At 61.4% G+C, this 21,522-nt stretch carries 18 protein-coding genes; 9 read left to right on the top strand and 9 right to left on the bottom strand.

The genetic code is table 11. The annotated features are described in order from the left end of the window. Positions 1-27 precede the first annotated feature (27 nt). Both ACZ5G6_RS16065 and ACZ5G6_RS16070 read right to left on the bottom strand, forming a co-directional pair. The gene (locus ACZ5G6_RS16065; RefSeq protein ID WP_498686511.1) at positions 28-1,338 is read right to left on the bottom strand and encodes a CpaE/TadZ family protein; all 1,311 of its coding nucleotides are present in this window, start codon (positions 1,336-1,338) and stop codon (positions 28-30) included. After that, positions 1,335-1,979, bottom strand: a complete 645-nt coding sequence (locus ACZ5G6_RS16070; RefSeq protein WP_223933601.1) for an SAF domain-containing protein — start codon at positions 1,977-1,979, stop codon at positions 1,335-1,337. The genes ACZ5G6_RS16065 and ACZ5G6_RS16070 overlap by 4 nt, the downstream gene beginning before the upstream one ends. Positions 1,980-2,135: 156 nt before the next feature. Between ACZ5G6_RS16070 and ACZ5G6_RS16075 the strand changes: the two genes are divergently transcribed. From ACZ5G6_RS16075 to ACZ5G6_RS16085, 3 genes are all read left to right on the top strand, one after another. Further along, a complete protein-coding gene (locus ACZ5G6_RS16075) occupies positions 2,136-2,351 on the top strand; it encodes a helix-turn-helix domain-containing protein (RefSeq protein WP_223933602.1) in 216 nt (71 codons plus the stop codon). Positions 2,352-3,098: 747 nt separating this feature from the next. Beyond that, positions 3,099-3,896 (top strand): LysM peptidoglycan-binding domain-containing protein, encoded by a 798-nt coding sequence (locus tag ACZ5G6_RS16080; protein ID WP_498686514.1) that lies wholly within the window; start codon positions 3,099-3,101, stop codon positions 3,894-3,896. Positions 3,897-4,057: 161 nt separating this feature from the next. Further along, entirely contained in the window at positions 4,058-4,480 is a 423-nt protein-coding gene (locus tag ACZ5G6_RS16085) for an Rv3235 family protein (protein WP_498686516.1), read from the top strand. Between the two features lie 51 nt (positions 4,481-4,531). Here ACZ5G6_RS16085 and secA read toward each other — a convergent pair whose 3' ends face one another. From secA to mtrA, 7 genes are all read right to left on the bottom strand, one after another. Further along, positions 4,532-7,273, bottom strand: coding sequence for a preprotein translocase subunit SecA (gene secA / locus ACZ5G6_RS16090; RefSeq protein ID WP_223933608.1), 2,742 nt, complete (start codon positions 7,271-7,273; stop codon positions 4,532-4,534). Between the two features lie 42 nt (positions 7,274-7,315). Next, positions 7,316-8,605: a winged helix-turn-helix domain-containing protein gene (locus tag ACZ5G6_RS16095; protein WP_498686519.1), complete on the bottom strand. Its 1,290-nt coding sequence runs from the start codon at positions 8,603-8,605 to the stop codon at positions 7,316-7,318. A 27-nt stretch (positions 8,606-8,632) separates the two neighbouring features. Further along, positions 8,633-9,361, bottom strand: a complete 729-nt coding sequence (hpf, locus tag ACZ5G6_RS16100; RefSeq protein ID WP_223933612.1) for a ribosome hibernation-promoting factor, HPF/YfiA family — start codon at positions 9,359-9,361, stop codon at positions 8,633-8,635. 158 nt (positions 9,362-9,519) lie between these two features. After that, positions 9,520-10,548: a ComF family protein gene (locus ACZ5G6_RS16105; RefSeq protein WP_498686521.1), complete on the bottom strand. Its 1,029-nt coding sequence runs from the start codon at positions 10,546-10,548 to the stop codon at positions 9,520-9,522. An 81-nt stretch (positions 10,549-10,629) separates the two neighbouring features. Continuing rightward, complete coding sequence (locus ACZ5G6_RS16110; RefSeq protein WP_498686523.1) at positions 10,630-12,348, bottom strand: LpqB family beta-propeller domain-containing protein; 1,719 nt, start codon at positions 12,346-12,348, stop codon at positions 10,630-10,632. Next, on the bottom strand, positions 12,345-14,123 hold the full coding sequence (gene mtrB / locus ACZ5G6_RS16115; RefSeq protein WP_498691913.1) for an MtrAB system histidine kinase MtrB: 1,779 nt from the start codon (positions 14,121-14,123) through the stop codon (positions 12,345-12,347). The genes ACZ5G6_RS16110 and mtrB overlap by 4 nt, the downstream gene beginning before the upstream one ends. Positions 14,124-14,313: 190 nt before the next feature. Beyond that, positions 14,314-14,988 (bottom strand): MtrAB system response regulator MtrA, encoded by a 675-nt coding sequence (gene mtrA, locus ACZ5G6_RS16120; RefSeq protein WP_144649950.1) that lies wholly within the window; start codon positions 14,986-14,988, stop codon positions 14,314-14,316. Positions 14,989-15,452: 464 nt separating this feature from the next. On the opposite strand from mtrA, the gene ACZ5G6_RS16125 reads away from it, so the two are divergent. From ACZ5G6_RS16125 to ACZ5G6_RS16150, 6 genes are all read left to right on the top strand, one after another. Continuing rightward, positions 15,453-16,487, top strand: a complete 1,035-nt coding sequence (locus ACZ5G6_RS16125; RefSeq protein ID WP_498686526.1) for a DUF7847 domain-containing protein — start codon at positions 15,453-15,455, stop codon at positions 16,485-16,487. Further along, complete coding sequence (locus ACZ5G6_RS16130) at positions 16,484-17,176, top strand: DUF4129 domain-containing protein (protein WP_498686529.1); 693 nt, start codon at positions 16,484-16,486, stop codon at positions 17,174-17,176. Before ACZ5G6_RS16125 ends, ACZ5G6_RS16130 begins: the two co-directional genes overlap by 4 nt. An 86-nt stretch (positions 17,177-17,262) precedes the next feature. Beyond that, positions 17,263-18,366, top strand: coding sequence for a DUF4350 domain-containing protein (locus ACZ5G6_RS16135; protein ID WP_223933621.1), 1,104 nt, complete (start codon positions 17,263-17,265; stop codon positions 18,364-18,366). Next, the gene (locus ACZ5G6_RS16140; protein ID WP_498686531.1) at positions 18,363-19,448 is read left to right on the top strand and encodes an AAA family ATPase; all 1,086 of its coding nucleotides are present in this window, start codon (positions 18,363-18,365) and stop codon (positions 19,446-19,448) included. The genes ACZ5G6_RS16135 and ACZ5G6_RS16140 overlap by 4 nt, the downstream gene beginning before the upstream one ends. A 43-nt stretch (positions 19,449-19,491) precedes the next feature. Further along, on the top strand, positions 19,492-20,784 hold the full coding sequence (locus ACZ5G6_RS16145; RefSeq protein WP_498691918.1) for a DUF58 domain-containing protein: 1,293 nt from the start codon (positions 19,492-19,494) through the stop codon (positions 20,782-20,784). An 11-nt stretch (positions 20,785-20,795) separates the two neighbouring features. After that, entirely contained in the window at positions 20,796-21,521 is a 726-nt protein-coding gene (locus tag ACZ5G6_RS16150) for a DUF4166 domain-containing protein (RefSeq protein ID WP_498686534.1), read from the top strand. Position 21,522 lies beyond the last annotated feature (1 nt).

Raw genomic sequence — 21,522 nt, forward strand, 5'->3', positions numbered from 1 at the left:
TGCGACTCTGCAGCCCACATGGCGAGCCTAGCGCTTAAGCAGGCCCAAGGCTCTGGTTGATCGGCCAAGGGATTTCCGCTTTTGCTGGATGGGTGCACAGACGAGCCCTGCGATGGCCAAACGCAATGGAGAATCGGGCGCGGATTCCAGCAGAACGGATCCTGACAGCAAGGCCGCGTCGCATGCGTCCACATCCGCCGGCAAGTACGCATCCACGCCATGCCCAGGGCCGAAGCGCTCCCAGGCCTCGGATAACTGCCGTCTGGGCGAACGACCAGCTGACGCCCTCTTGACCTTGTTGAGGACGACACGTGGCGTTGCCTGTGGAACTGCAGCTTCGAGGTCCGCCAAGCCGCGGACCAACCGCGGGACGCCTATCGCGTCCGCAGCCCCAACGGCAATAACTTCGTCAGCCAGCTCCAAGCTACGCAGCGTAGCGCCATTCCGACGTGGAGCCATGGTGTCAAAGCTCAGTTCTTCGTCTGCTTCCAGGCAGAAGCCGGTGTCCACAACCACTACGTCGGCCGCCTGCTTGGCTCTTTCAAGGACGAGCGAGAGCGCAGTGGCCCTCAGTTCCGTCCAACGGTCCGCCCGCGTGGTGCCGGTGAGTACTCGAAATAGGCCACCCTTGGTGAAGACAGTCGTAGCGGCCCGGCCCAGTGCATCCGCATCCAGCAATCCTTGGTCAGCGAGCCGGCAGGCCTGAGCCAGGCCGGCGGACTCCTCCAGCAGCCCCAGCATCGCGGATACGCTCGCACCATAGCTGTCGGCATCCACAAGGATCACGGACTTGCCTTCAGCGGCCAATTCGGCAGCCATGTTTACCGCAACCAGGGTTCTTCCCGGCGCACCTGTGGGTCCCCACACCGCAATCACCCGCCCGGAGACGACGGCAGCCGCTTCCGGTTCCGGCCCTTCCGACGCCACCTGAAATCCGGAAGAGAAGTCCGCGAAGCCGGCATCCGGAAACTTGCGGGATCCAACGATCCCCCCATAGCGCCCGACCGTCTCGGAGATCCTTGAGGCAAGAGCTGCGGGTTCAATATCAGCGGACGCTGTTGCTACGCCAATGGCGGTGAGCCGCGCGGCCTCAGCGGGGTCCCCCGTCAGAGCGACAATTGACACACCTACGGCACCCAGCCGATCCACCAATGTTGCTGTCAGTTCCTCACAGCCTTCGGCCACGACCGCCGCAAGGGCAAGCCCGCTTTGGCAGGCAGCCATCAACTCCGCAAGCTCGGAACACCGACGAACTACGGTGACGGGACCGTGGAGGCGCTCCAGACCGCCAACGACGGCTTCCTGTGCCGGGCCAACAGTGATGACCGGGATGCTCATTGACCGGTGCCCGTAGGGTTCCAAACAACGGATACCTTGGCCGCGTTGGCCTTGGCACCCAGCAGCTTGGGCATTTGCTTATCCGTAACCAGCACCAGCACGACTGGTGTCTTTGAGGCGCCCAAGGCACCGGAACCGGCTAGTACCTCTGCGATCTCGGCACCAGGCAGCAATAACTGCGGTTCGTCAAAGGCAGTTTGCGCGCCAGGCATGGCAACCCAGACGTCCACCTTTGTCCCGGGAACCGCCTGCGCCGGAAGTGACTCGTCCATCGGTATGGCAACGGGCTTACGGTTCAAAGCGTCAGCCTGCCCCAGGCTCTTCTGTGGAACCAGCTGGTCCTTCTCAATTCTCTGTAGTGCGACCTTGCCCTCGGCGATCCCGCCCTCCACGGTTACATAGCCAGACTCGACGTCGTCCAAGCGAACCTGAACTACGGTCAGATCCCCGGGCTTCACGGTTTGGCCAACGGAGATGCCTTCCCGTGCGGCATAAACCTGCGTGGTCCGGTCGGCTGTACTGACAACGGAGATGACTCCGGCGATGGACACGAGCACAAGCAGCACTCCCACCAGCAGCCGTGGATCCTTCCACGACGGCTTCTTAAACCTGGCGCCGCCGACGCCTGTACTCGGATCCATTTTTCCTGCTCCCCCATTGAAGTTGGCGGCGTGGTAACCCTGGGCCGCATGTTCATTGTTACCGGGAGGAGGCCCGGGCCAAAGTCAAGAAGTGCAAATCATGCGAAATTGTGGATAACTACGCCAAACAGCACCAACAGATGCCAAAATAGTGGCATGCCCCGATTCCTGACTCTGGCGGACGTCGCCGAACAACTGCAGATCAATTCCCCACAGGCTTATGCCCTGGTTCGCAGCGGTGAGTTGAAAGCCATCCAGGTCGGAGGACGTGGTCAATGGCGTATCGAGGAAAAGATGCTGGAGCAATACATCGAGGAGCGGTATGCCGAGGCCAGCCGCATGATTGAAGAGGCCAAGTCCAAGTCGGATTAACTCGGGGGCTGCCACGCGTAGGGATGAAGAGCTAGAATCCCCGGCTACTTGTTGAGCAAACGGCTGCAAGCGATGTAAAGGGTATGGTCTTCACGGCAGCCACGGCACTTCCTCGCCGCACTTCACCCCGGGTGTCGGCAAAGTCGAAATGGTCCCGCCCCACCCTGTCGATCACACCGTGGAGCCTGAGGTCCGTTCGCGGACCAGCGCTCAAGACCACTGTCACCTGGGCCCTGTCACGCGAGAGTCCCCGGAGGGCGCTGGCAAGACCCAGCGAACTTTGCACCTGGGACGTAGGCTTCTGAGCCAATCTTCCGAGTCCGTCGTAGTGAGTTACCGATGCACATGGAATGAGCCATTGCCGTCCACCGTCGACTAAGACAAACCATCCTCCGCCAACATGGCCCAGTGTTCCCTGTAGAGACACGCCGGTAGTGAGAACCAGTGCTATCTCAGCTCCGGCCACTCCCCGAAGCCTGTCGGCAAGGTCCAGGCCCGCAACTTCGACCCGAACACGTTCGGATATTTCCGATTCTCGGGCCAGGGCGCGCTCGGCAGAAAATTGCGCTTCCAGATCTTCAAAGAGAGAGTCCCATCTCATATGGTCACAATAGGACTCCTAGCGCGTCGCGCCAACCGCCGCCGCATTTTTCCCGTCATGATTGGACAAAGTCCTTTGTCTGTGCTCAGAATGAGCAAACATCATCAAATGACATCAAACAGCATTAAAGAGCCGGAAGGTAAAGAATGACCAGCGATCCATCCAGGATCCGGCACGACACCGCCTTGGCCGCCACGCTTCTCGGACTGGGACTGTTGCTGTTGATCATCGGGCAGAGCTTGTTGGGGCAGTGGCAGGTGAATGCGGCCCACGGGCAAAGAAGCACCTTCGAACACCTCCTCGCCCTTATGTCCAGCGCCTTCGGAATCGCCATTGTCTCCTGGTGGATACTCTCACTTGGCCTCGCGGCTTGGGCTGCGGTCCTGCACGGTGCGGGCAAAAGTGACGGCGCCAACGCATTGGCCAAGTTCAGTCCAGGCTTCATGCTAAGACTGGCGTTCGCCCTCCTAAGCCTGAACTTTCTTGGAGTAAATGCCGCACAGGCTGCCACGACCCCGGAACCCGCGTGGCACCCCACCGGTGCGACAGTGCCCGGGCTTGCGGCCTTGCACCCCTCTGCTGGGACCCAGGCGGCCCACCGGATCCCTGTCGGAGGGGCTCCATCGCAAGCCAGCGACGAAGGCCACGACGCGAATAAGCTTGGGCCAGGCTGGCAGCCACGTCCTCCCGTCGTCAGTCCCGGCCTCCTGGCGCGTCCAGGCGCTCGCGGCTTGGCCCCGGCCCATCCAGTCGAGGACAGCGTTGTCGTCAAGGCTGGTGATTCGCTGTGGTCCATTGCCGCTGACAGCCTTGGACCATTCGCAACGGACGTGGACATCGCTCTCCATTGGCCGAACTGGTATGCAGCAAACCGGGCAGTCATAGGCGACAACCCTGCAGCGCTGCTCCCGGGGCAAATATTGCAGCCCCCAACACCGGGTTAGGCTTTCCACGCCCGTAGTAGAACCCGACTTCGATGGACGCCACCCACTCAGGGGCACGCGTTCAAGCCCTAAAACCACTCCCAGTGTCATCCCAGACGTAGCAACCTGAGCCAAGCGATGCCCGCGCAACGGCTCACAGAGTGAACTCATGAGGATTGACCATGACCGTTGTAACTGCCCACCGCCACGCCAGCCGCCAGCGGACCAAACGTCCTGAAATGAATGCCGGAGGCAACGCTTCTACCCTCGACGTAAGGCTGGTGGCGCGAAGCATCGCCCAAGCAGCGGTTGAGGTCCTGGCCGGGACACGTTCGATTCTCCAACTGTCCAGATCACTGGATCCGGATTGCTTTCTGTCGCTCCAGCATCGGGCCGCCCTCACACGCGAACACGCAGCACGTACCCGTGGTTCACTACTGGTGCACAGAAGCCCAATGGTCCGCTCCGTTCGTGCTTGTGCCATTTCGGAGACCGTTTATGAGGCCAGCATCGTCGTGTCTGAGGAGCAGCGTTCCCGCGCCATCGCCATGAGGTTGGAACACTGCGACGGAACATGGCAGGTCACCGCATTGGAGATCGGCTAGAAAAAGGGTCCCGGACTTGTGTGTCCGGGACCCTTCGTCCTAGGTGTGCGATCAGCGACGCTTCTTCTTGGCAGTTTTGCGCTGCTCCTGCGTGGCTGCCTTGGCAGGATTGCCCGAACGTCCTGAGGAGCGGCCTTCTATGCGGGTCTGGCTCGCTCCGTCCTCACCCGGGGCGGTGTACTGCAATTGGGCGGGCTTTTCCGGTGTCTCCAAGCCGGCAGCGCGGATCTGGGGATCGTGATGCTCAGTGTGTGCACCCGCGGCAGTATCGTCGGCAACAACGACGTCTTCGGCTGGCGTAACCTCAACTTCAAGGTTGTAGAGGAAGCCGATACTTTCCTCACGAATCGCTTCCATCATGCTCTGGAACATCACGAAGCCTTCGCGCTGGTACTCAACCAGCGGATCGCGCTGGGCCATGGCCCGCAGCCCAATGCCCTCTTTGAGGTAGTCCATCTCGTACAAGTGCTCTTGCCATTTACGCCCGAGAACCGAGAGAACCACGCGGCGTTCCAACTCGCGCATGCTTTCAGAGCCAATGGCTTCTTCACGGGCCTGGTACACCAGCCGCGCGTCAGAGAGGATTTCTTCCTTGAGGAATTCAGCAGTGACCCTGGACTTACCGCCAGCTTCATCAATGATTTCCTGTGCAGTCACGGTGGCCGGGTACAACGTCTTCAGGTTGGACCACAACTGGTTGAAGTCCCAGTCATCGCCGTTGCCTTCCGCTGTGGCGGACTCGATAAGTGCGTTGATGGTGTCTTCCAGGAAGAATTGCACTTTTTCGTGGAGGTCGTCGCCTTCGAGGATCCGACGACGGTCCCCGTAGATCGCTTCACGCTGACGGTTCAGGACGTCGTCGTACTTGAGGACGTTCTTACGCTGCTCCGCGTTTCGGGCTTCCACCTGGCCCTGGGCCGAGGCAATAGCCCGGGAAACAAGCTTTGATTCCAGCGCGACGTCGTCGGGCACCGAACTGTTCATGAGCCGCTCGGCAGCACCTGAATTGAACAGCCTCATGAGGTCATCCGTCAGTGAAAGGTAGAAACGGGATTCGCCGGGATCGCCCTGACGTCCGGAGCGGCCCCGCAACTGGTTATCGATTCGACGGGACTCGTGACGCTCCGTGCCCAGCACGTAGAGGCCGCCAAGGTCCAGTACTTCCTCGTGCTCGTCCTTGACCGCTTGCTTGGCCGCCGCGAGTGCCTCGGGCCATGCTGCCTCGTACTCTTCCGAGTTCTCCTCCGGGTCAAGGCCCTTCTTGGCGAGGTCTGCGATGGCAGTGAATTCGGCGTTGCCACCAAGCATGATGTCGGTACCACGGCCAGCCATGTTGGTCGCAACCGTGACGGCACCTTTACGTCCGGCCTGCGCGACGATGGACGCTTCCCGGGCGTGATTCTTGGCGTTCAGGACTTCGTGGCGGATTCCCTCTTTGGCCAGCAGCTTGGAGAGATATTCGCTCTTCTCAACGCTGGTGGTGCCAACCAGTACGGGCTGGCCCTTCTCATGGCGTTCTGCGATGTCTTTGACAACGGCGTCAAACTTGACGATCTCGTTCTTGTAGACGAGGTCCGATTGGTCAATGCGCTGCATGTCCCGGTTGGTGGGGATCGGCACCACGCCGAGTTTGTACGTGCTCATGAACTCGGCCGCCTCGGTCTCGGCGGTACCGGTCATTCCGGACAGCTTCGAATACATGCGGAAGTAGTTCTGCAGCGTCACCGTGGCCAGGGTCTGGTTTTCGGCCTTGATTTCGACGTTTTCCTTGGCCTCGATGGCCTGGTGCATGCCCTCGTTGTATCGACGTCCGGCGAGGATACGGCCTGTGTGCTCGTCCACGATCAGGACCTCGCCATCCAGGATGACGTAATCTTTATCGCGCTTGAACAGTTCCTTCGCCTTGATGGCATTGTTCAGGAAACCAATGAGTGGTGTGTTGGCCGATTCGTACAGGTTCTGGATACCGAGGTAGTCCTCAACCTTTTCGATTCCGGCTTCCAGAACACCGACAGTCCGCTTCTTCTCGTCGACTTCGTAGTCGACCTCCGGTTGAAGCCGGAGCACGACCTTCGCGAATTCGCTGTACCAGCGATTGGTGTCGCCCTGGGCCGGGCCCGAGATGATGAGTGGGGTACGGGCTTCATCGATCAGGATGGAGTCAACTTCATCCACGATCGCGAAGTTGTGGCCCCGCTGAACGAGTTCACTGGCATCCCAAGCCATGTTGTCGCGCAAATAGTCGAAGCCGAATTCGTTGTTTGTCCCGTACGTGATGTCCGCCGCGTACTGTTGCCGGCGAACGGACGGATCCTGGTTGGAGAGGATGCAGCCGCTTGTGAGACCAAGGAAGCGGTAGACACGGCCCATGAGCTCTGACTGGTATTCGGCAAGGTAATCGTTCACCGTGACCACGTGCACGCCCTTGCCGGTCAGAGCATTCAGGTAGGCCGGCGCGGTTGCCACGAGGGTCTTGCCTTCACCGGTTTTCATTTCGGCGATGTTGCCCAGGTGCAGGGCTGCGCCACCCATGAGCTGGACATCGAAGTGACGCATGCCCAACGTCCGTGATGAGGCCTCGCGCACGGCGGCAAATGCCTCCGGCAGGAGATCGTCCAAGGTCTCGCCATCTTGGTGGCGGGAGCGGAGACGGTCCGTTTCCTCCCGAAGTTCGGCGTCAGAGAAGGTCTTGAATGAGTCTTCCAGGGCATTGATGGAATCGGCATAGTTCCGCAGTTGCTTGAGTGTTTTTTTGTCACCCGTGCGGAGAAGTTTTTCGATTAGTGATGCCACGTGAAATTGCTCCCAGTCTCATGCTGCCGAATTCTGGCTGTTTCAGTCTACGGGAGAGACCAACGCCACGCTGTCCGGTTCCCCTGTGAGCGGACTGCTTTGGCGTTCTGGTTCCCAGAGCCCGATGGGACCCCGGGCCACTGCCTCAGACAGCGGAGCCGCGAGATCCCCCACCGGCCAAACAACAACTTCCTGAAGGCCCAGCCATTCGGCCATAAGCCACAATTCGGCGGAAAGCTCGACGGCGGTATCCGCTGGTGCTCCTGGCTCACCATAAGCGGAACGAACCAGAAGTTGGCTTGTGGCTCTTTCAGCCTTCAAATCGACCCGTGCCACGATGCCTTCCCTGAGCAGGAAGGGCAGAACGTAGTATCCGAAACGGCGTTTGGCAGCGGGCGTGTAGATTTCAATGCGGTAGTGGAACCCGAACAACTCTTCCAATCGGCGCCGCTCGAACACCAGCGAGTCAAAAGGACTCAATAAGGCTCGGCCTTCGGCTCTGCGTGGCAGCCTGGCCTCGACGTGCCGGTAGGTTTCCCGGTCCCAACCGCGCACGGAAACGCGCTCCAGCCGGCCTGCCCGGAGAAGTCGCTGCACCGAGTCGGTCCCCGCCTTCAGCGGGGTTCGAAAGTAGTCGGCAAAACATCGGACCGTTCCAATGCCATGGGCCAACGCGGCTGCTTCCATGAGCCGGTCAAGGGCTGCGTCCGCATCCATGCCGGCCCGTACGGAACCTGGCAGGACCCTGGAGGTAAGTGTATATAGACGTTCAAATTGGGGCGTCCGTGAAGCCGCCGAAACGCGACCTTCCTCAAATAAGTGCTCCAGAACGCGCTTTACCGTGTTCCAGTTCCAGCCCCAATTCTCCAGTTCAGCGTCCTCGGTGTGCCCAAGCTGTGCGGTCAAGGCCGACGCCGTCATGGGCGGTCCGGCCTCAAGGGCTGCGAGGATTCGTTCTTCCATGGCAATGCGCACCGTGGGTTCCAAGTGATGCGCACCCACCCACGCGCGCTTTTGCCAATGCAGCAGGTCGTGAAAATGCTCTGGCCGGATGTAGCTGGCCTCGTGAGCCCAGTACTCCATCATTTTGCGCGGCTTCCTGCCCGCCATGGAATGAAGGATTGCCGGGTCATAGTTTCCTAGCCGCGAAAAGAATGGCAGATAGTGGCTCCGCGCCAGCACGTTCACGGAGTCGATCTGGACAAGCTGGATCTGGGCAAAGGTCCGGCCCACCGCCCGTGGGGTCACGGGGCCGGCGGGCCGGACTTTCGCCAATCCTTGGGCTGCCAATGCGATCCGCCGCGCCTGTGACAGGCTCAGCGAAGCTGTCATTGAAGTCCTTTCACGTGCAACCAGGCCTTACTTGGCAGTGGCCGCCTGATCGTCGGAGCGGTAAGCGTGGATCTTCTCCTCCACGGCTTCCTCGCCGGGCTCGCAGGTGGAGTCGAGGGTAATCACACCATAAGTCCAGCCACTGCGCCGGTAAACAACCGAGGGCGCATTGGTTTCTTTGTCCAGGAACAGGTAGAAGTTGTGCCCCACGAGTTCCATGTTGTCCACTGCATCATCGAGTGTGAGGGATGCTGCCGGGAAAACCTTACGACGGATCAAAACGGGTGAATCTCCCGCTGGGATGTCGTTCTCGATTTCGTAGGGCGACCGCTCATCGACCTGGGGTGCAGGTTCTTCCTGGCTGGTGGCCCCTACGTAGATTGGCTCGCTGGCACTCGCGGGCTCAAGGGAGGCCGTTGCTTCCCGAACGGCCTTGGGCGTGTGGCGCCCATGGTGCACCTTCTTCCGATCCTTTGCGCGACGCAGCCGCTCAAGCAGCTTGTTGTACGCAAGATCGAAGGCAGCAAATTTGTCAGCGGCTGTGGCCTCGGCACGGATAACAGGGCCTCGGCCCAGGACTGTCACTTCAACGGTGAGCTGTCCCGGCGTTTGCCGGGGATTGGTCTCCTTGGAAACCTTGGCGTCGACTCGCTGGACTTTGTCCCCCAGCGATTCAATCTTTGAGATCTTCTCGCCGGCATATTCGCGAAAGCGGTCAGAAACTGTCAGATTTCGTCCGCTGATCATGAACTCCATGGTGCCCTCCAAATAACTCAGGTGACACGACAACGACGCTGTTGGGGGCTGGTCTGACGGACAGTCGAGCCCCTTTCCGAGCCGCTATCGACAGGTACATCTGTTCTTGGTACCCACAACCGACGTTAGTTCATCGGCACGAGTTATTCACCCTTTGGCTACTTATTTTTTGTTTGCGTCTTAACCACACGATGCGGCTCGTCCCCAACGGTATTCGAGGCGTAGGCTGGTGGCCTCGTGGCCGCAAGAACAACGGCGCCGCAGACTATCCCTCCGGCCGCGGACACCGCCCGGGCGGCCTCTGCGAGGGTAGCTCCGGTGGTGAGGACATCGTCCACAACCACGCATCTTTGCCCACGGATTTTTTCCGCATAGCGGGCTCGAACTCTCATGGAACCCCGCACACGCCTGGCACGCTCACCCCGGCCGAGTCCTTTTTGGCCGCTGGAACGGCTGCCCGCGTCCGCGCCAAGGATGGCGCTGATGCCATTTCGAATCAGGTCTTTGCAGGTCACGGCCAGCGCAGGGTCCTCGAGGAGGCGCCGTGTCTTCTCAAGAGCATCCAGGCCCGCGCATTCGGCCAACATCCCGCGTCTGCCCATACAGCCGAGCAGAAGGTGTACAGGGCTGAAACCCCGTCTCCGGAATGCCTTGCCGCTGCTGGGAACAGGAATAAGGCAAACCCCCGGCTGATCGCCAATGGCCGCGCGAACAGCGTTCCCGAGGCACGGCGCCAACACTTCTGCCAGCCGCCACTGGCCGAAGCTTTTGAACGACAACAGGGACTGGGAAAGTTCATCCCTGTAGGGTCCTGCGGCGACCACGCCCAGCTTTGCAGTGCCATCGACATCCACAAGCGCGGGCGATTCCTGTTCGGCCCTGAAAGGCTTCCTGCAAAGCTGACGCACCCGCTTGGCACAACGGCCGCACAGAACGGTATCTTCCACGCCGCAGCAGACGCAATCAACGGGAACCAGAAGTGCAAGCAACTCCATCAATGCCCTTTGCAGGCTGGCCATCAGGCGCCCCAATGGACGCCGATCCCTTCCGCGTCGCGGAGGTGCAGAGGGGTCCCGGGCCACGACATCCGGGTCGAGCCTGCGCCGGATGCGCTTCGCGGATTGGGGGCCATCAGCGGCAGAAGGAACGTGGTTCAAGGCATCGATCATGCTGATAGCCTCAGGCACTTCTTGTTCCGGCAACAGGCCCACAAACCGCTATGTGAACAACGAACCACCTTTTTGTCCAGCGGGTTCGGGTTACGTCCCTCAGCCAGGGAAGGCAGGCTCGGTGGGGCCCTTAAGCTGAAGCTCCCACCCGTTGCCGACCCGCTGAAAGATTCCAGCATTGGATTGGCCGTAAATCTGTTCGGACCCATTCCCTGCGCTCAGGCTCACGAGGCCGTCCCAAGGCGCCAATTGCTGGGGCTCCCCCGATGTAAGCGAGAGCAACTCCGGTACCACGGTGGCCGTAGCCGAACTGGCCATGACGGCAACGGTGGAACCGTTAACCCACACTCCTTGGTCAGGCGAGGTGGAACTAAAAAGGGTGATGGGAGCCGTGAGATCCTTGGGCACGCCGTCTGCATTGCGGACAATGCCCGTCACCTGGACCACCGCTTTTCCGTTCGACTCGGATATCACCAGCGCCCGGGTACCTTCGCGCGAGATCCGGAAATCCTTGACTGTCCGCCCGGACAGCCACGTGGGAGACATGGTCACCGCGGGTACAGCCATTCCCGGGGCAACGCCAGTGGGCTTGAACGCCACAACTTCAGTGTTTCCCCTGGCACCAGGCCCTGCCGTCCAAACCCAATCATGCGGACTGAACGAAGGCCCGGTCAACGTGCTTCGGGTGGTCAGTTGGCGGGCCACTTGACCCGGTTCGATTGAATACAAGGTGGTTTTGTCGCCGTTGAGGAAGGCAACGGTTTGGGATACCGGCGACTCCGCGGGTGAGTGGGGGCCCAACCCTGCAACGGATTGAATGTCCGGCAATGGCGAAACACGGTTGTTCTCATAGCGCACCAGGTCGCCGTTGTTGACGGCAACCTGGCGGGCAGGGACGTTCTTGTCTACAACCGGCGGAAGAACAGTTCCGTTATCCTCTACGCGGACCAGGTCCTGGTCGGCGCGAAGCTGGACGTTAATGACGTCCGGTTGCCCTCTGAACGTTAATGCCAGCTGATTCTGCATCCGTTGGCGGTCTTCTGCTGATGCGTCGAAGAGTTCTTTGGCAGACAAATCCACCTGGGCTGCTCCGGAAACCACCGGGACAGATTCCCGGGCCAACTTCATCCCGGAGGGAAAGGCGCTCACAACGGCACCGCGCAAATAAGGCGCAGGGCCGGCGAGCAGGGCGCTGGTCATGGACTTAACGGTCTTCTTTTTGATGAACCAGCGGTAGTCCGGCACCGCATAGGTAAACGTCGGGTCATAGAAGTAGATGGGAAAGGCGCCGTAAATGACTTTGAACGTCTCTTCCGGAATCGCGGTACCATCCGGCACCTTGGAGATCCGCCACTCCCCCTCCACTTTTTCAAGGGAGACGGGGATGGTCTCCTTGGTTCCAGGTGGGAACTGCGTGGCAATTCCGTCGGCATCGACTGAGTAGGCAAGGTCTACCTCATAGAGGTATTCATTCTCCACGGCCGTCTTAACCACTTCCGCCCCGCGGAAAACTATGGCCCGCTTATCCGGCTTCCACGTCACGGCTTGGGCTTGCGTCAAATATTGCCGTGCTACAGGGTAGTCGTCCTCATAACCGCTGCCAGCCATGTAGAAATCCTCAATGACGGCTTCTGGCGTAGAGCCAGCGCGCGGTGCTGCAGGAAAGAACACAGGCGCGTTAGGGTTTCCAGCGCCCTCGTCGTGGCTTTTCCCCACTGGACCGGACCGGGGAATCTGGGCACATGAGGCCAACAAAACCATGATTGCCGCCAGCACGGCCACGAACGCCCGCCTGCGGGCTGTGTCGAGGGCCCTCATAATGCGTCGCCCTTTCCGTCGTCACCCGAAAGGGGAGTTCCGGCGTCGAATTTGCCTTTACCAGCACCAAAACCCGTGCCCAGGACAAGCATCTGGCGTTCGCTGGCAGCCCCTGGCATCTCGATGTCCGCCGGTTCCAACTGAAGGGGCGACTTGAGGATGGTTCCCCCGCGTCTTAGTGGCAAGGTCAACCTGAAGTTTGAGCCCGCGCCTTTGCGGCCCCACGCCTGGAGCCAGCCGTGATGCAGCTTGGTGTCTTCGGCCGCGATGGACAAGCCCAATCCACTTCCACCGGTTGTACGCGCACGCGCCGGGTCAGCCCGCCAAAAGCGGTCGAAGACCCTGGCTGCTTCCGCTTGGCTCATTCCGATGCCGTGGTCCCGCACGGCCACGGCCACGGCATCATGATTGGCAGCGACAGATATGTGGATTGGCTTGCCCTCGCCGTGCTCCAGGGCGTTGAGGAGCAGGTTCCTCAGGATTCGATCAATCCTGCGGGAGTCCATTTCCACGATGATGCTCTTCTGGCGGGCGTTCAGGCGGACCTCCGAGCCGTATTCGGCGGCTACGGGTGCTGCACCCTCCATGACGTGCGAAATCACTTGAAAGATGTCCTGCGGTTCGGCGTCCAAGACCGCAGCACCGGCGTCGAAACGCGAAATCTCCAGCAGATCCGACAACAAGGATTGGAAGCGCTCCACTTGGTGATACAGGAGCTCGGCTGAGCGCTTGTTCATGGGGTCAAAGTCCTCACGGGCGTCGTAAAGGACCTCCGCTGCCATGCGGACGGTTGTCAGGGGAGTCCGCAGTTCGTGCGAGACATCGGAGACGAACCTCTGCTGCATTTGGGACAACGTGGCCAACTGGGTGATCTGCTCCTGCAGGCTGGCCGCCATATGGTTGAAGGAGGCACCGAGCCTGGCTACCTCATCCTCACCTTTGACCACCATGCGCTCTTGCAGTTGGCCGGCCGCCAGCTTTTCCGACACCACGGCAGCGTGGCTCACTGGGCTGACGACGTTGCGCGTGACATACCACGCGATGGCACCGATCATGAGCACGAGCGCTGCGCCACCAGCCCACAGGACGTTCTGGATTTCGTCCAGGGTTTTCTGGGCGGTGTTGAGGTCGTAGATCAGATACAGCTCATACGCAGTGCCGTTGAACGTTACCTTGTTTCCGACAGCAATACCTGGACGGTCCTCGTTGCCCACCGGGAACTGCATGGAGGCCCAAAACTGTTGCTTGCCGCCGTCCTGGACGGCTTTTCGCAGTTCGGGCGGAATGACGCGGACGGTCAGCTGGTCCGAGGCCCGCGACTCAACCCAGCGGTTACGGGGTTTGGTCTGTTCCGGCACAGCTTCAAAGACGTAGCGCCGTTGGATCACCGAGCCCCGGCCTTCCACGGCGGTCAACGTGTCATAAACCAACGTGATGACGCTTGACTGATCGGTAACCTGTGCGCCGTCGAACGTGTCCTGAACCTGTTTTACGTTGTATCGGGACTCCGACTCCGCTTGGGCCAGCCTCTCCTGGAACAGGTTATTGGCGATCTGGTTGGAAAGGTAGGCTCCGACGATCGCAAAGGAGGTAACAGCCAGCAGGAGTGTGGTCAGCACTGTCCTGAACTCCAATGACCGCCGCCACCGCCTTAGCAACGAACGCCAGAGAAAGCGAAGTCCCGGCCGTATCTGCCGGACACCAATCGCGACGAGGCGGGAAACCCTGAGGACCAGGATCAGGCCACGTCGGGTCCAAATCCGGGCGCGCCACATCAACCAGGGAAGGTTCCTTCTTACTGGATCGGTGGGGGCGGAGGGTGAATTTCCGGACGCCGAAGACCCCGCGGGCTGCGGCTGGGCTGCGGGCTGCGGTTGGGCTGCGGGCTGCTGCTGGGCTTCGGGCTGCTCCGGACCGCCGGAGCTCTGACCCTTGTCCGTGGTGCCGGTGTTGCCGGCGGAAGACTCAGGAACCTGCTTTATACCCGACACCACGCACCGTCAATACAACCTCGGGCGCTTCCGGATCGCGTTCAATCTTGGAGCGCAAACGCTGAACATGGACATTGACCAATCGGGTGTCCGCGGCATGGCGGTATCCCCATACCTGTTCGAGCAAAAGTTCACGCGTAAAGACCTGCCACGGCTTGCGGGCCAGGGCCACCAGAAGGTCGAACTCCAGCGGGGTCAGCGAGATACGCTCTCCACCGCGGGTGACCAGGTGCCCGGCGACGTCGATGGTTACATCAGCAATCCGCAGGGTTTCCGGTGCCTTTTGTTCACCTGGCCGAAGGCGCGCACGGACACGGGCCACGAGTTCGGCGGGTTTGAAGGGCTTGGGCACGTAGTCGTCGGCACCGGATTCAAGCCCGCGGACAACATCCGAGGTGTCCGATTTTGCGGTGAGCATGACGATGGGAACGTCCGATTCTCCACGGATCTGGCGGCATACTTCAATGCCATCCGAACCGGGAAGCATCAGATCCAAGAGCACCAAATCGGGTTTGGACGAACGGAACACCTCCAGTGCCTGGCCGCCGTCTGCGCAGAATACCGGCTCGAAGCCATCATTGCGCAGGACAATACCAATCATCTCTGCGAGCGCTTCGTCGTCGTCAACTACCAGAATGCGTGCCTTCATAGTTATATATTCCCTTATCGCCAAGCCTTTGTCCCGTTGGGCAGGCGCACGGCATGGCGTCCCCCCGGGGCACTTCCACCGTACTGCACGGCTCCACTCCGCTCGACGCAGATCTTCTGTGCGGGCAGTACGGTCCCAGGCTATGAGGGAGGACACCGGGACTATAGGCTTGGGGCGAAGGTCCATATGGGGGACGTCGGAGACGGCGGGCCGGGTCTCTTGGGGAGGAAATCGTGTCACAGCCAGAGCACGGCCAGCAGCCATATCCGGGCGGTCAACCTGCGTGGGGCAACCAGCCACAATGGGGCGGGCCACCCTCGTGGTCAAACCCACAGGGGTCAAACCCACAGGGTGGCGGCAACTGGCCGGGGCACCCTCCGGGAGGATGGCCCAGTGGATCGCCCGGCGGCCCACCCTACGGCCAGCCGATGTACGTTGCCCCACCTAAGCCAGGTGTCATTCCCTTGCGACCCCTGCAATTCGGTGAGCTACTTGATGGCTCCTTCCAGACCATCCGTCGGAATGCCGCCTCCATGTTTGGCTCAGCCCTGATCGTTCAGGCGATCGCCGCTGCCCTTCTGGGGGTTGTGACCGTCGCCATGTACGAGCTTATGGATTCACTGGAAGCGGTGGACTTCAGCGGGGACCCGAATGGATTCTTTGGCCCGTTCCTGGCCGTCATGGCTGGTTCAGTGGGAGTCTCCGTGCTGATCGGCTTTCTCGGTGCCGTTCTCCAGGGGGTCATGGTCATTCCCGTTTCCCGCTCTGTCCTCAACCGGCGTACGGGGTTCGGGCAAATGTGGAAGCTGGCTGCCGGGCGGATCCTCCCCGTCCTGGGCGTTGCCGCCCTTCTTACTTTCGGCGCACTGCTTGCCGCAGCTGCTGTCGTCGGGATAGCCGTGCTGTTGTTCACGGCCTTGGGACCGGCCGCTGTGGTGATCGTCGTTCCGTTGGGCTTCGGTGCCATTGTCGTCTTTATCTGGATCGGCCTGAAGCTCATGTTTGCCCCCGCCGCAATCGTCGTGGAGCGGATCGGAGTCTACGACGGATTGCTGCGGTCCTGGCAATTGACCAAGAGCAATTGGTGGCGCATCTTCGGCATAACGCTGCTCGTGAGCATCATGGTGGGAATCATCGCCCAGATAGTTCAGATTCCAGCCTCCCTCGCCGCGACCGCCATCAGTTCGGTAGTCTCCCCCCACCCGGACGCCGGGACCGTGGCCTCCACACTGATCCTCACCACCGTGATCTCGATGATCATTGGGGCCCTGGTCGGGTCGGTGACGTTCGCTTTCCAGACATCCGTGTCTGCGCTCATCTATATGGATCTTAGAATGCGCCGGGATGGGCTGGACGTGGAGTTGATGCGGCTGATGGAAAGCGGTGCCGACCCGGAGGGAATCCCCGGTGGTCCTGCTACACATGTCCAGGGCAACACGTGGCCCCCGGGCGGCGGACAATGGCCAGGCACTCCTCCCGGGCGTCGGCCCCAGGCATGAGGGAGGCATTAAGCCACCTCATTCCCGCTTTGGCCAGCGCTGAACCGCCGGTGACCCCGGACCGTGATGAGGCACGTCGTTGGGCCGAGGAGGAACTGTCCAAAGCACAGTATGCCCAGGCTCAGCCCAGTTGGCTGGACCAGCTTTGGCGCGATTTCCTGGACTGGCTCAGCTCCCTCGATGGTGACGGGACCACTCAGGGAAGTGACATTGCTGTTCCCGTGATCATTGCCTTGGCCGTGCTGCTCATTGTCATCGCAATCTTCCTTGTCCGTCCCAGGCTGAATGCAAAGCGAAAGGCCCCTGTTGCGGGCATTTACGGCAAGGACAGCGCTGTGGATGCCGCGACGTACAGGAAGCGTGCGTTGGCCGCGGCCGACGACGGCGACTGGCCTTCCGCCGTCGTCGATCAGTTCCGGGCCTTGGTGCGTTCCGCGGAGGAACGGGACGTCATTGAATCGCGTGCCGGCCGAACGGCGGATGAGGCCGCAGGCCACCTGGGTCAAGCTTTCGCTGCCACTCAACTCCGCCTTGTAGATGCCGCCCGCCTGTTTGATGGAGTCCGCTACGGAAAACAGGCCGCAACACGCTCGGATTATGACGAAGTGCGCAAGCTGGATGCGGATCTCCTGGCGTTAACCCCTGACTTCAGCGGCCATGGCCAGCACGGATTCGCGGTGCCGCGATGACCCTTCTCGAACAAATACGCGAACCCGTACACGGTGATGCTCCTCGAGGGCGGACTTCGGCACTTCGGAGTTGGTTCCGAAAGCACGTGGTTTGGATTGCCCTGGGAGCCGTGTTTGCCGCGCTGGTGACGTACTTGGTGGTGGAACGATTCTCGGCGCCCAATGACTCCCGATCCTTGTCTGCGCAAAATCCTGCTCCGGACGGAGCCATGGCCTTGGCCGAAATACTGGGGCGCCACGGTGTGGCCATAACCCCCACCGATAAGCTTGACGACACCTTGGCGGCACTTTCGAACGCCGAGGATGCCACCGTGCTGCTGTATGACCCCCGGGGTTTCCTGGACAGATCGCAGTTGGACGATATGAAGGCAGCAGCCGGACGCGTGGTGGTGGTCGCACCCCGGCTGCGTACGTTGGATGGCCTCGATCCGGACATCCGTCCCGGCGGAGTGGTCCCCGAAGCAACAAGAATCCTTGAACCCGGCTGCGGCCACGAAGACGCGGAGAAGGCGGGACCTGTCTCCGCGCAAGGACCGGTGTACCTGGGGCCCGGCGTTTGCTACGCCACCCGCGGCGATGGACCTGGACTGTATGTGGCCTCCGCCGATGGGCGGGTCATTGTGCTGGGGAGTCCGGAGTTATTGGAAAACCAACACCTGGCTGCTGAAGGCAACGCCGCTTTGGCGATCCGGACCTTGGGCAAGGGCCGTGACTTGGTCTGGTACACACCAGGGCTCACGGACGTCTCGGCCGATAGGTCCGCCCCGACGCTCAACGAACTTGCACCTCCATGGCTGGCGTTTGCGGGTCCGTGGCTCGCTATCGTAGCTATCCTTGCCATCCTCTGGCGTGGGCGACGTTTGGGACCGCTGGTCTTTGAACCACTTCCCGTGGTTGTCCAGGCTGCTGAAACAGCGGAAGGCCGTGCACGTCTCTATCAGGATTCACGTGCCGTGGAACGGGCAGCCGACAATTTGCGGGCAGGAACCTTTGCCCGGCTGGCCAAGCATTTTAATCTGGGGGCCGACGCTACAAGGGAGAGCATCGTCGACGCCGTGGCCAGGCGCCTCGGACGCCAAGCGCCGGCGATCAGGTGGGCGTTGATTGATTCCAAGCCGCAGACAGAGGGACAACTGGTGCAGTGGGCACAACAGATCGAACGAATCGAACAGGAGGCGATGGCCCAATGAGCAACCAGCCGAACAACTATACGGCCAGCAACAACCAATACTCCGGTGGCGCGGCGCAACAGGTAAATGATGCACACGTAGGCCAACCACAGGTGAGTCACTCACCGCACGGCGGCCAGCACAGCGGGACGGAGGATCCTGCCCGGCAGTCTCTGCTGAACGTCCGGAACGAGGTTGGAAAGGCCGTGGTGGGGCAGGACCCCACGGTGACAGGCATGCTCATCGCTCTTCTTTGCGGCGGCCATGTCCTCCTGGAAGGCGTGCCCGGCGTTGCCAAGACCCTGTTGGTCAGGGCGCTGTCCACGGCCCTCAGCCTGGATACCAAGCGGGTACAGTTCACTCCCGATCTCATGCCTGGTGACGTGACGGGCTCCTTGGTGTACGACTCGCATTCATCGGAATTCACTTTCCGGGAGGGCCCGGTTTTCACCAACATCCTGCTGGCCGACGAAATCAATCGAACGCCGCCCAAAACCCAGGCCTCGCTCCTGGAAGCAATGGAAGAACGCCAGGTTTCGGTGGATGGAGTATCCCGGCCCCTGCCTGCCCCGTTCATAGTGGCCGCCACCCAGAATCCGGTGGAATACGAAGGAACCTATCCACTGCCAGAGGCCCAACTGGACAGGTTCCTCCTCAAACTGACCATGCCCCTTCCGGGCAGGGCCGAAGAAATCGAGGTGATCCGCCGGCACGCGGGCGGGTTCGATCCCCGGAACCTCGCCGCAGCCGGCGTGCGGCCGGTGGCTGGCGCCGTCGAGCTTTCCAACGCCCGCGCGGCCGTGGCGCAGGTGTCTGTGGCCCCGGAAATCCTGGCCTACATTGTGGATGTGGTCCGGGCTACCAGGTCAGCCCCGTCCTTCCAGCTTGGCGTCTCGCCTCGAGGAGCCACTGCCCTCCTGAACACGTCAAAGGCTTGGGCCTGGTTGTCCGGGCGGCCCTTCGTGACGCCGGACGACGTCAAGGCTTTGTCGCTGCCGTGCCTCAGGCACCGCGTAGGCCTGCGTCCTGAGGCCCAGATGGATGGCATCCAGGTTGACGACGTCCTCGGCAGCATCCTGGCCTCCGTTCCGGTACCGCGTTGATTCTGCCGGTGGTGCGCATGACGCCGAAGGCAAAGGTGCCCTGATGTCCATCACGGGTCGTTTTGTATTGCTGGCAGTTGCCGGGCTGGTTCCATTGCTGTTGTTTCCGGCTTGGAGCACGGTGTTGGTCGTCACGATCGGGCTGCTGCTCCTCCTGGCGGTTGACCTTATCCTGGCGGCATCCCCGGCCAAACTGGGTTTGGAACGCCAGCAACCGGGCAACGTCACGTTGGAAAGCCAGGCTCATTCCGTCCTCGCTGTGACCAACATGGGCCGCCGGAAGCTCAGGGCGGTGGTCCGGGATGGTTGGCAGCCTTCCGCCGGAGCCCTCAACCCGGCCCAGTCGCTCGATGTCCCACCTGGCGAGCGCCGCCGTATGACGGTCTCCTTGGTGCCACGGCGCCGCGGCGACCTTGAGAGTCCACACGTGACAATCCGCTCATATGGCCCCTTGCGGCTGGCCGCACGGCAGCGAACCCGGGCACTTATGGGCCGGCTTCGAGTGCTGCCACCCTTCCATTCCAAACGGCATCTGCCATCGAAGCTGCGGAAACTGCGTGAACTGGATGGCAAGGCGGCCGTGCAGATCCGCGGCGCGGGAACCGAGTTCGATTCCTTGCGGGACTACGTTCGCGGTGATGACGTCCGCTCCATTGATTGGCGTGCCACCGCCCGGCGCACGTCGGTAGTAGTGCGTACCTGGCGTCCGGAACGCGACCGTCGCGTTGTGATCGTCCTGGATACGTCCCGAACCGCCGCGGCCAGGATTGACGACGAGCCGAGGCTTGATACCTGGATTGAGGCCGCATTGCTGCTAGCCGTCCTTGCGGAACGCGGCGGGGATCGTGTTGACTTCCTCGCCTATGACCGCATGCTCCGCGCGAGGGTCGAGTCTGCCTCGAAGGGCAATCTACTGGGCCAACTCGTACAAGCCATGTCGACGCTGGAGGCTGAACTCATTGAGCTCGACTGGCAGCAGATCCCAGGGCAGGTGCGTGCCGTCTCGGCGCACCGCTCGCTGGTGGTGCTTTTGACTGCACTCGACGGCGGCGCCCCCGAGGAAGGACTTCTCCCCATGGTGGCCCAGCTTGCCCGTCAGCATGTAGTGGTGGTGGCCTCTGTCCGGGACCCGTTGTTGGCGGCAATGAAGACCGAGCGTTCCACAGCCAGCCAGGTATTCCGTGCGGCCGCCGCGGAACGCGCCCTGCTGGAACGCGCCGCGGTCACAGAACAACTGCGGCAACTCGGCGCTGAAGTGGTGGACGCCGAACCATCTGAAGTCCCGCCACTGCTTGCCGATACGTATATCCGGCTCAAAGCGGCCGGGAGGCTCTAGGAAGGAAGGCCATGAACGCACCTATCTACCGGCTCGCGCTGGGCAATGACTTCACCAAGTTGGCCCCCGAACTCCAGGAGTACTTCTCCCTGGCGGCGGGCTCCGGGTCATACGGAATCGGTGAAGGGGTCTTTGATGTGGTGGGGTGCCGGCAAAAGTGGTTGCGCCCCTTGCTGGCCCTGACGGGAAGCGAAGAGGCCTTCTTCCCCGAATACGGTGAGGGCATTCCGTTCCGCATTGAGAACCATGCGCATGTGGATCCTTTTGGACGGCAGGCCCTCACCGCGCGACGCGAAATCTACTTCCCGTCCGGGACTCGGCTGTTCCACGACACCACGAGCGCCATCACCGCCGCGGATGCCAACTCCGGCACGCCCTCGCCAGCCCGCTTGGTGGACCACGTTGGCCGTTACCGCCGGCTCGTCACCGACCTCGACATCAGCGTCACACCCAACGGCAGGCTACGGGGTGTGTCGAAAGCGAGCCGGCTCTTCCTGGGTCCGCTCCGCATTCAATTGCCGCGGGCGCTCGACGCAAAGGCTTTTGCCGAGCAATGGTGGGACGATAACGAGGGCAAACACCGGATCCAGGTCAAGGTCATCCAGCCCCAGATCGGCGTCGTACTTGTCTACGCTGGCAGCTTCGACTACCGGTTGGCGCCCTACTTGCCCGGGGCAGCCCCTGGCACATCGCTCCCCCGGTACGCGGAACCCGATCGCTGGGAAAAGAGGATCTAAC

The sequence above is a fragment of the Arthrobacter sp. TmtSoilC51 genome (assembly GCF_055388015.1).